The organism is Syntrophothermus sp. (genome assembly GCF_013314835.1).
In the GTDB taxonomy this organism is placed as follows: Bacteria; Bacillota; Syntrophomonadia; order Syntrophomonadales; family Syntrophothermaceae; genus Syntrophothermus; species Syntrophothermus lipocalidus.
In genome coordinates, this window is record NZ_JABUEX010000037.1 from 17,172 (window position 1) to 27,176 (window position 10,005).

Genomic DNA, 10,005 nt, shown 5'->3' on the forward strand with positions numbered 1-10,005 from the left:
AAAGTATTCAGACAAAAACAAATGGCAGGAGTTATCCCCCGCCATTTCCTAGATGCTGCATTTCCACTGTCACGAAGACCCGTTGTCTCTTGGCCAGCTAACGCTCCCTCTACTGAAGCTGTACTTTCTCCATAATATCGTCGGGAATTGAAAAGTTGGCATAGACCTCCTGCACGTCGTCGTGGTCTTCAAGGATATCCACCAGCTTCAGCACCTTTTTCGCTGTCTCCAAATCATTAACATCCACTATGGTTTCCGGAACCATAGCCACTTGCGCGCTGTCAAATCTTATTCCGTAATTCTCCAACTGCTCCTTCACCGTGCTAAAATCTTCAGGCGAAGTAATAACCTCTAGCACTCCTGAGTCTTCCCTCACGTCTTCGGCCCCTGCTTCAATGGCAATCAGCATAAACTCATCTGCATCCATTCCTATGTCCTCTGAATTCAAGGTTAGAAGCCCTTTTTTCCTGAACATCCAGCTAACACACCCGGCTTCCCCCAGGTTGCCCCCATGTTTGGAAAACAGGTGTCTGATGTCGGCAGCTGTCCGGTTTCGGTTGTCAGTCACAATAGACAGCATCAAAGCGACTCCGCCCGGTCCGTATCCTTCATAAGTCACCTCTTCGATATTGCCGCCTTCTATTTCACCTGTTCCCCGTTTGATGGCACGGAGTATGTTTTCATTCGGCATGTTAACGCCCTTAGCTTTCTGAATCAACGCTTTAAGACGAGGGTTATTATCAGGATCCCCTCCTCCGTCTCGAGCAGCTATGATAATCTCCTTGGCTATCTTAGTAAACACTTTTCCCTTTTTTTCATCCGAACGTGCCTTCTTGTGTTTAATGTTCGCCCATTTAGAATGACCTGACATGCCCTAGAGCCTCCCCTTAGCACTGTGTTTGTAACCCCGATTACAGTTCGGGAATCGGGGGCAATCTCCGCTTATGCTCGGACAGCTTCTGCATGGTCCTGATCTTCCGTACAATTTCATCCGTACCTTCACCAGTTAAAAGGTAACGGTCCAAATCCTCATAGCGGATGCCCATCTCCGCTTCGTCCGTTTGATTCTCGTACAAGCCAGCCGAAGGAACCTTATTAATGATACATTCCGGAACCCCCAAGAACTTGGCCAGTTCTCTCACCTGTGATTTAACTAAAGCCCCGATGGGCATAAGGTCTACTCCCCCATCACCATACTTGGTAAAGTACCCGACTTCCAGCTCATCACGGTTACTCGTGCCTACCACCAAATATCCCAAAGCCTGGGCAAAATAATAGAGAGTTATCATGCGTAAACGCGGTTTAATGTTACCCTTAACCTGACGGGCCTTCTCTTCATTCCCTATCTTAACAAAAGCCTCATACTGCCCGAGAAGTAACTGGTAAGCATCGTCCAGTTCCACCATGATGCAGGGAATAGACAACTCGTCCGCTACCAGCTTCGCGTCCAACATGTCCTGAACACTGCTTTGACAAGGCATGATTATTCCGAGTACATCGTCCCCGAAAGCACGGCGGGATAGAGCTCCTACTACTGCCGAATCGATTCCCCCGCTAAGGCCGAATACGACCCCTTGGGCACCTGCTTCTTGGACTCTGGTTTTAAGCCATTCCGTCAGTAGGTCAACCACCATTTCACTGTCCAGAATAACTCCTCCTTCTCCCTCATCTCCGGTTAGCTTGCTTTGACAGAGGAATTATCTCCATTTCTCCCCATGCAGCTAACTTATCTTTCTTTATAACAATTACCCCCAGTACTCCGTCAATCCCTTTAGCATACTCCAGGGCCTTGACCAAATCACTCTCGCCCTGCACTAGGTTTCCGGCTCCGGTAGCGACCGCGTCTGCTAAAGCCGCACTTTTGGCTTTAATTACCGCCGCGTCAGCCCGCCCTAGGCTCACCGATGGGCCCACTGTCGCGGAGGAGGTACACACACCAACCGGCATCTCTGCGCCCCCTACCTTCAAACCTATACGGTTGCTGAAAGGAGACTCGCCGGCAAAAATCCCGATGATCCTGTCGTGTTTGCCACTCAAATAAATGTCTCCACCGTTTTCGACCACAACCTCCCGCACCCTGGATTCCAGCTCTTTTCCTACCGCTTCTGCAATAGCACCTGCTACGGCTGCCATAGGCCCAACCCCAGCTACAGCGGCAGCCCTTATCATGCTCATGGCTACGGGAGGCGCTCCCGGCAAAGCCGGAACCGGAGCAAAAGACGTCCTAAATTCTGGTGACAAGATAATATAGCTTTCCAGATCTCCTCGAAGTTTAATAACTGTCCTTTCTGCGAGCTCTACCAGTCCATCATTAAAGCTTTCTCTATCTACTCCTATCGCTAGATCGGTCTCCTTCAGCTTTATTTGGAAGTAAATGAGATCCGAGGCCTGGTAAAAAATCCGGTACTTTCGCCGGCTGTAATCGTTTTGTACCACTGCCCCCGCTCCTGCCTAGACTTGTTGCTTTCCTTGTTGCTTTAATTATATCTGATGTGTCAATTTTTGAACTACCAGTCACCCAAAGGACTATGCTACTTCAAAGTGCAGCTTCACTGCCCGGGTCGGGCAACAATCTAAGCACATACCGCATACCACGCAGCGGCTGTTGTCGAAAGATACCTCCATTTTTTCACGGTCGGTAATCTCTAGAGCCCCGGTTGGACAGAAAGAAGCACAAGCACCACACTGGATGCAGATTTCTTCATGCCAAACCACGGTTTGGCTTAGAGGCTCCACCCTAACCCCCAAGTCCTTCAGATAATTAACTCCTCGCTCAAACTGTTCTCTGGTTCCGACGAGTTCGACTACTAGGTATCCTTCTTTCTGTGGATTGATATCCGCTTTTAAGATGTTTATCACGAGGTCATAATCCTTGACTAATCTATAAATGATCGGTTGTTCCGATTGAGAGGCGGAGAAAAAGCAAACCACCCTGTTCTTTATCACTTTTCTTCCCCCTTTTATCTTAACCCATTGTACCCGTTTACATTGCGCTCAGGCAGTGAATGAAAAACGATGTCGGCATCGGCCGAAGGTAACGGTGCGACAGGTTGTGTCAGTTCGAACCTTCCGCTCTTTATCCATTCTTTGAGTATTTCAGCGATCTTCCGCGCTCTGGGATAGCTGGACATAGGAGTGGTTGGAACCTCTTTACCCCTAATGGTAACCTTCCCGCTCTTCAGATCCCTATAGTTTACATAGCCGAGATCAATGGGCTTGCAGTAGGGGTAACCTTCGCTGTAATCCACCACGGGACACAAAATCTCCTCATCCTTCACTGCCGTGTACCGAACCATTTCTTCGTCTAAAATGGGGATAGGTATACCTAGACCTACGTACATGCTGGCTCCGTACCCTATGAAACTGGCTCCAACCAGCCACTCCGGGCTCATCTGTTTAAGATCGCCGATCACGGCCAAAGTACCTGCTCCTCCTAAAGGAACGCCGTTTTCAGCTCTGGGAACATTGGGATGGTGTTGGGTTCCGTACCAAGCCACATAGCCTATCCCTCCCCCTAGGAAAATCCGGGTTCCAATGCCTATGGTTCGGTAATAGGGATCGTTCAACAGGGGGCTTAATTGCCCGGCACTAGAGTAACTTGCATTTCCCAGATTGGGCTTGAGTATACCCATATAAGTATAAATAGTGCGATTACCTAAGTTTACCGCACAGTTGTAATTCTGGTAAGCGTTTCTCGGATTATACAGATACGCTTCGTTTAGATCATCTAGGGTTATCATCGTTTCAATTTTCTTGCGCGGATAACAGTCGGTTCCATAACTTACGGCTTCTAGTCTTATCATTTTCCTAGCCACGAGGTCATGGATGACGTGACCTCCCCCGTACACGAATTTGCCCGGGTATACTTTGTTTTCCGGATCGTTTTCTGGAAGCTGGGTTGCACCGATGTAAGCGTCAACCGCAGCAATCCCAGAATATGCTTCTACCCCGTTAAGCCAAACCCGTTTCATCCTTATGCGGGGATTCGAATGACCGAAGTTAAGAAAAGCCCCCGACGAACACATAGGACCAAACGTCCCGGTAGTAACTACATCCACTTCTTCCGCGGCCTTGGTGTATCCTTTCTCTTCAACTATACCGATCATCTCTTCCGCCGTTACTACCACCGCTTTTCCCCGGCGAATCTTCTCATTGATTTCTTCGTAAGTCTTTTTCACCGCCATACAATCCTCCCCTTTAGTCCAGGTTGCAAAGTTTTCTGGCTTTTATAACTGCTTCGCGCGCATCACGGGCATAGGCATCAGCCCCAATCCGCTCAGCATACTCCTGAGTCAGTACCGCTCCGCCAACCATGACCCTGCAGCCGAGTCCCTTCTCGCGCAATTTCTCGATAACCTCTCCCATGCGAGGCATAGTGGTCGTCATCAAGGCACTCAGGCCAACGATGTCAGCCCGGCTCCTGACTGCTTCCTCCACGATGCGCTGGGCCGGAACGTTCTTGCCAAGGTCTATCACCTTGAACCCGTAATTCTCCAGCATCAGGCTCACGATGTTCTTACCTATGTCATGGATGTCTCCCTCGACGGTTGCCATGATAATTGTACCGAATTGTTGCTGGGCCTGTTGTGTCAAAAATGGCCTGACTGTCGCAAAACCTTTCTTCATTGTTTCGGCCGAAAGCATTAGCTGAGGTAAAAAGTACTCCTGCTTTTCGTAAAGCTCACCTACTTTCTCTATTCCCGGTATCAAAGACTTGTTGACTACCTCCAAAGCAGCGATTCCAGCTGCCAAAGCTTCTTTCACCAGTCCAACTATTAGGTGTTCCTCCCCTTTAACCACCGCTTCCTCTATCCTAGCAGCTATATCGGCCCCCTTGGAACCCTCTTCCTGTTTAACCTTTTCTTCCCCGGCTACAACAGGAAGTCGGCTAGCATCGTCAACTCCTCCCGGAGGCTTGCCAGCTACAAGCAAGGGAATGTTGCACTTCTCACATACCCACGATCCAGGTCGAACAGCCTCTGAGGGCAAAGATGTTCTATCTTTGAACTCACCTACGAACTTCCGGGCGGAAATATCCCGGTTAAGGAGCACCCCAGACGCCAAAATGACCTCCCGAATACGCTGGTCAAACGGGTTGATTATCGGGAGATCTAAACCGCTACCCAACGCCATAGCCAAATAGGTCGAGTTAAGGATTTCTCTAGCCGGCAGTCCATGGGAAACATTACTGATGCCCAAAACCGTAGCCAGTCCTAGTCTCTCACGAACCATCCGCACGCACTTGATGGTTTCCATGACCTGGGCTTGTTCTGCCCCGGCGGTCTTGACCAGGCAATCGATATAAATATCCTCTTCGCGCAAACCGTATAACCGGGCCTGCTCTAATATGCGAACCGCTATCTCGAACCTCTCCCCGGCTGTTGACGGGATCCCCTTCTCGTCCAAACATAATCCCAGTACCGCTGCCCCGTACTTTTTAGCCAAAGGCAATATACGCTCCAAAACCTTTTGTTCGCCCGTAGTTGAATTGATTAGAGGACGGCCCACAAAGGCCTTTAAGGCAGCCTCTACCGCCGCCGAATTGGCTGAATCTATTGATATCGGCACGTCCACCGCGCTTTGCACCGCAATTACCGCCTTTTCCATAGCCGACGGTTCATCGATACCTGGGACCCCAACATTTACGTCTATCAATGGCGCCCCGGCTTCCACCTGCTTCCGGGCTTCTTCGGCCACCATGGCCATGCTGCCCTGGGCAATGTCCTGACCCAGTTTCTTGCGAGCAGTAGGGTTAATCCGTTCCCCAATAAAATGAAGCGGACTATCCTCAGACAATACTACGTACCGGCTGCGCGAGGCCAGAGCACGAACCCGTTTAGGCCTTCTGGTTACCGGGGGAAGGCCCCGCAAGATTTCAGCCATAGCCCTGATATGGGCAGGAGTAGTCCCGCAACACCCGCCGATCAAGTTAGCTCCAGCTTCCCGCAAGCTCAGGGCATAAACAGCCATACTCTCTGGAGTCTCCGGGAAAATAGTGCGCCCGTTTTCTAGCTTAGGAAGACCAGCATTCGGCTCCACTGACAGAAAAATTCCGGTAACCCGAGCCATCTCTTCGATAACCGGGAGCAATTCTTTGGGCCCCCCCGAGCAATTAGCGCCGATAGCCGTTACTCCCAAAGCTTCCAGCACCAGTGCAGCCCCGGCCGGAGAAGTTCCCATCATGGTCCGCCCGTTGGGCTCGAACGTCAAATGGGCCAATATCGGCAGGTCAGTATTCTCACGGGCCGCAATCACGGCGGCCCGGAGTTCACCTATATCAGTCATGGTTTCAATCGAAACCAGGTCAGCCCCGGCTTCGGCCCCAGCTACCACCTGCTCGCGAAAAGCCTCGTAAAGCTGGTCAAATGTAGTATTCCCGGCTGGCTGCAACAAACGACCGGTAGGGCCGATATCGATAGCCACCAAGGCCCCGCTGCCTGCCACTTTCTTGGCAGCCTTGACCGCAGCCTTGTTTATTTCGACCACGCGGTCTTGCAAGCCGTATTCAGCCAGCTTGAAACGGTTAGCTCCGAATGTATTAGTCTGGATTATATCAGCACCTGCTTCTATATATTGGCCATGTATTTCTTCCAGTACTTCCGGGTGTTCCAGCCCAAACAACTCCGGGCAATCCCCTGGGCGCAGCCCTTTCTCTTGAAGCATGGTGCCCATGGCCCCGTCGAGAATGATTATCCTTTCTCTTAACAAAGATGCCAGGTCTTTGTTCAAGTGCTTCACTCCTTTTACCCAAAACATAAAAAAGCCTCTTCCCAGGAAGAGGCATATGAACTCGCGATTGGTCTGCCTCCTCTTATCTCCCAGGAATCACATCCTGCAGGAATTGGCACCATACCTCGGATAACCAAGGCGGTTGCCGGGTTTCATAGGGCCCGTCCCTCCACCTCTCTCGATAAGAGTTGGATGCCTTATTCAACTTAACACTAAAGAAAAATCTTCTTTAGGACCATGGTTACCATCCCGAGCCGCAACGGCCACGACATAGAGCACCGTCTACGTAGAACTTGCACTGCTGTTGTCCTTGCTGTCCTTTTCATCCAGGGAAACCGCTTCTCGTATTTCGTTTTGTATTCCTGTAGATGCCTTCTTGAACTCATTCATAGCCCGGCCGATGGCTTTACCGGCCTCAGGTAATTTCCCCGGTCCAAAAATGATTAGAGCTATAGTCAGTATCAGTATCAATTCCCACGGCCCGACATTCCCGATCAAGCCAAACACCGTTAGATCCACCTCCTTTATCGGCAGCGGGCAGTTCCGCGTGATGCCCGCGTCCTGTCCTAGCTTTCATATGCCATTCTACTCTTTTTTTATAAGCGGTGCAATTCTTAATTTCTTTTAGTCCTGGATATCGATCTTATGCCTTCCTTTGACCCCCATAACCTCTTCCGCATAAACCCGGAGCACCTCTCCTACTGACCAGGCCTGGGCAAAGCAACCCCTGGGAGAATGCGGAAAATCGCCGTCAAAAATCTCAGAAACGTTACCAACGCATCCGTCCTCAAGATGGATCAAAAGGGGTTTTACCATTTTCTTTATCAACGTCAGGCGCCCGCTGTAGTCAGCGTAAATCCTGCTCACCGCCGTGACGAAATGTCCCCACGGCCACACCCAAACGGTTCCCTGGTGATAAGCACGGTCGCGCTCGTGCTCGCTTCCACCATAGGTGCCTTTGTACCCCTCGGAGAGAGGACACAGAGTCCTCAGACCGAAAGGGGTGTAAAGCTCGCGCCATACTTTTCTTATTACACTCTTTTCCTGTTCCGAGTTCAACAGACGGGTTGGCAGGCTAACCGCGATTACCTGATTGCACCTTAACGTGGCGTCTTTGTCAACTTCTCCCACGACATCATAGAGATAACCGCCTGGCTCAAACCAGAACTCCCTGACGAAAGAGCTCCTGACCAGGTCAGCCAGTTTTGTAAACTCTTTACCCGATCTCGGCCTTCCAAACCGACATGTCAAGTAAGCCAAAAACCGTGCAGCAAAATGCCACAACGAGTTTATCTCCACGGCTTTCCCCCTTCGCGGGGTTACCGGTTGCCCTGCAATTCGGGCATCCATCCAAGTCAGGGCCATCCCTTCCTCTCCCTGGGTGACTAGCCCGTCTTTATCTACCTTGATGCCGTACCTTGTTCCCCGGCAGTAGTCATCAACTATAGTACAAAGACAAGGGTACACTTCGTTCACAAAATCCCAGTCCCCCGTATATTCAAGGTACTTGTGCACAGCCCAAAATAGCCACAAAGAAGCATCAACCGTGTTGTAATGAGGACATCCAGAATCATCGGAGAAGCAATTGGGTACTAAGCCTTCCTGAACCCAGTCCACAAAGCCCTTAATTATCTCTCGTGCATCTCGGTAACGCCCCGTCACCAAGGTCAGCCCTGGCAGGGCGATCATCGCGTCCCGTCCCCAATCCGTAAACCAGGGATAACCCGCAATTATGGTCTTCTTACCCGTGTTCCTGCGTTCCACAATGAAATCATCCGCAGCCAAAGTCAGCACCTTTATATGATTATCGGTCTGCGGTAAGGCGCGGCCTAATCTCTTCATACGGTCGAGCGATTCGTTTCTTTGTTTAAGTACCCACTCCTGGTCAATGGCCAAGTCTTCGGTAGAAGCCCTTAGAGCCCAAGATAAACTCCTGTTGCTCTCTATCTCGAATTTCACCGGGCAGTACAAGTCTTCCACCGCATCTAGACCGCGTTCCGCCTCCAGCTCGTAGAACAGGTCATAGTACCAGAACCCCGCCCGCTGGAGTCTACCCCGGTCGGCACTCAAATAAAGTTTCGGTGCTCCTGGATAGGCCTCGATCATAACCCTGTTGTCCTGAATGCTGGTAAGAAACGGCCACTTGTTTTTGCGTACAGTCCAGTGGTAGTCGCGGTTTGTGACCAGCGGAAAGAGACAGAGTCTAAAATTAAGATTGTCCGGGTTGAGGACGTGGTACAGAATTAATACCGTGTTTTCGCCCCGCACCATCATGATCTCTTTTTGAATGAAAATGTTCTCCAATCTGTAAATATATGTAGGAAAAGGAAACCGGTGAAACTCATACAGAAAATCAAAACCGTGCCCGGAGTAACCGCCCACGGTCTGACTGCAAAAAAGGCTGTACTTTCTGCTCTCAACGCAAACCTCTTCTTCCAGCTTGGCCAAAAGGAGGCGCCGCTCTACCGGAGGGTTTAATGCAGCCACCAGTAACCCGTGGTATTTTCTGGTATTGATACCGGAGACGGTGGAGGAAGCAAAGCCTCCAATGCCGTTGGTCAGAAGCCACTCTCTCTTCGTTCCTGCAGGAGGCCCAAGCTGGGGCCCCGCGAAAACGAGCATGCGCCTACCTCCTTGTGCGGTAATAGCGTCAAGAAAACAACCACTGGCTTGCTGCGTAGCCGCCGCCGGGCAACATCGTCGATAACCTACGTTTATAGATTTCCCTGTAACCCCGGCGATCAAACCCGCATCCGAAAGCAAACCCCGTCAACCCTGCTCTTAAGACTAGCCACAGACCTTTATGACTCTCATCCGAGTCACCACTAGGGAATGAAAATGCGACTGTGGAGGTGTGTTAGCCAGCTCGCTCCGAGACTCCTCGCCTGCAACACATCGGCTCTCTTCGGGTAGCCGCCTGCTTGCGCAGGCTAGGCTGCCGGCTAAAATCTATTACAGCGTGCCGCTTATCCAAGAAACCAAGGAAGGTTTGACTTATTCAGTTCACGTTTACTAGGTTTCTTGGGCGGTACTAGGCGGACCGCTCGGGATTCGTCCGGCACTCAGGGAATGCAATGCTCGGGAAAATCGCTGCTTGCATAAAGGGCTCCCGAGCTAGACTCATCCTGAGTGCCGGAACTCAGTCCACAGCTAGCCGAAACCTCCTGTTTCTCGCTCCGCTTCGCAGCCCTCAGTTTCGCCGTGTGTTGTCCGGCACTCAACGGAAGTCTCAGTAACCTTTGTTTAACCAAATTGTCGTTTAGTTGAGTGCCGGAG

At 50.8% G+C, this 10,005-nt stretch carries 9 protein-coding genes and 1 riboswitch; all 9 genes read right to left on the reverse strand.

The window, feature by feature from the left end:
- Positions 1–109 precede the first annotated feature (109 nt).
- On the reverse strand, positions 110–871 hold the full coding sequence (locus tag HPY90_RS11070; RefSeq protein ID WP_013174921.1) for a YebC/PmpR family DNA-binding transcriptional regulator: 762 nt from the start codon (positions 869–871) through the stop codon (positions 110–112).
- 40 nt (positions 872–911) lie between these two features.
- The gene (nadE, locus tag HPY90_RS11075) at positions 912–1,634 is read right to left on the reverse strand and encodes an NAD(+) synthase (RefSeq protein ID WP_013174920.1); all 723 of its coding nucleotides are present in this window, start codon (positions 1,632–1,634) and stop codon (positions 912–914) included.
- A gap of 31 nt (positions 1,635–1,665) precedes the next feature.
- Positions 1,666–2,436 (reverse strand): UPF0280 family protein, encoded by a 771-nt coding sequence (locus HPY90_RS11080; protein WP_287194469.1) that lies wholly within the window; start codon positions 2,434–2,436, stop codon positions 1,666–1,668.
- A gap of 90 nt (positions 2,437–2,526) precedes the next feature.
- Entirely contained in the window at positions 2,527–2,946 is a 420-nt protein-coding gene (locus HPY90_RS11085) for an NIL domain-containing protein (RefSeq protein WP_273698926.1), read from the reverse strand.
- Between the two features lie 14 nt (positions 2,947–2,960).
- On the reverse strand, positions 2,961–4,184 hold the full coding sequence (locus HPY90_RS11090) for a homocysteine biosynthesis protein (protein WP_013174917.1): 1,224 nt from the start codon (positions 4,182–4,184) through the stop codon (positions 2,961–2,963).
- Positions 4,185–4,197: 13 nt separating this feature from the next.
- Positions 4,198–6,756 (reverse strand): homocysteine S-methyltransferase family protein, encoded by a 2,559-nt coding sequence (locus tag HPY90_RS11095; RefSeq protein ID WP_287194472.1) that lies wholly within the window; start codon positions 6,754–6,756, stop codon positions 4,198–4,200.
- Between the two features lie 52 nt (positions 6,757–6,808).
- Positions 6,809–6,917, reverse strand: a riboswitch (SAM riboswitch).
- Between the two features lie 94 nt (positions 6,918–7,011).
- Positions 7,012–7,236 (reverse strand): Sec-independent protein translocase subunit TatA/TatB, encoded by a 225-nt coding sequence (locus HPY90_RS11100; protein WP_013174915.1) that lies wholly within the window; start codon positions 7,234–7,236, stop codon positions 7,012–7,014.
- Positions 7,237–7,353: 117 nt separating this feature from the next.
- Positions 7,354–9,351, reverse strand: coding sequence for an amylo-alpha-1,6-glucosidase (locus tag HPY90_RS11105; protein ID WP_287194474.1), 1,998 nt, complete (start codon positions 9,349–9,351; stop codon positions 7,354–7,356).
- Positions 9,352–9,791: 440 nt separating this feature from the next.
- On the reverse strand, positions 9,792–10,005 hold a 214-nt coding region (locus tag HPY90_RS11110; RefSeq protein ID WP_287194476.1), incomplete at its 5' end, for a hypothetical protein.

What these genes read in the sequence shown, in the direction of transcription:
- HPY90_RS11070 (WP_013174921.1), bottom strand. Translation starts at nt 871, where the DNA reads ATGTCAGGTCATTCTAAATGGGCGAACATTAAACACAAGAAGGCACGT.
- nadE (WP_013174920.1), bottom strand. Translation starts at nt 1,634, where the DNA reads ATGGTGGTTGACCTACTGACGGAATGGCTTAAAACCAGAGTCCAAGAA.
- HPY90_RS11090 (WP_013174917.1), bottom strand. Translation starts at nt 4,184, where the DNA reads ATGGCGGTGAAAAAGACTTACGAAGAAATCAATGAGAAGATTCGCCGG.
- HPY90_RS11095 (WP_287194472.1), bottom strand. Translation starts at nt 6,756, where the DNA reads ATGTTTTGGGTAAAAGGAGTGAAGCACTTGAACAAAGACCTGGCATCT.
- HPY90_RS11105 (WP_287194474.1), bottom strand. Translation starts at nt 9,351, where the DNA reads ATGCTCGTTTTCGCGGGGCCCCAGCTTGGGCCTCCTGCAGGAACGAAG.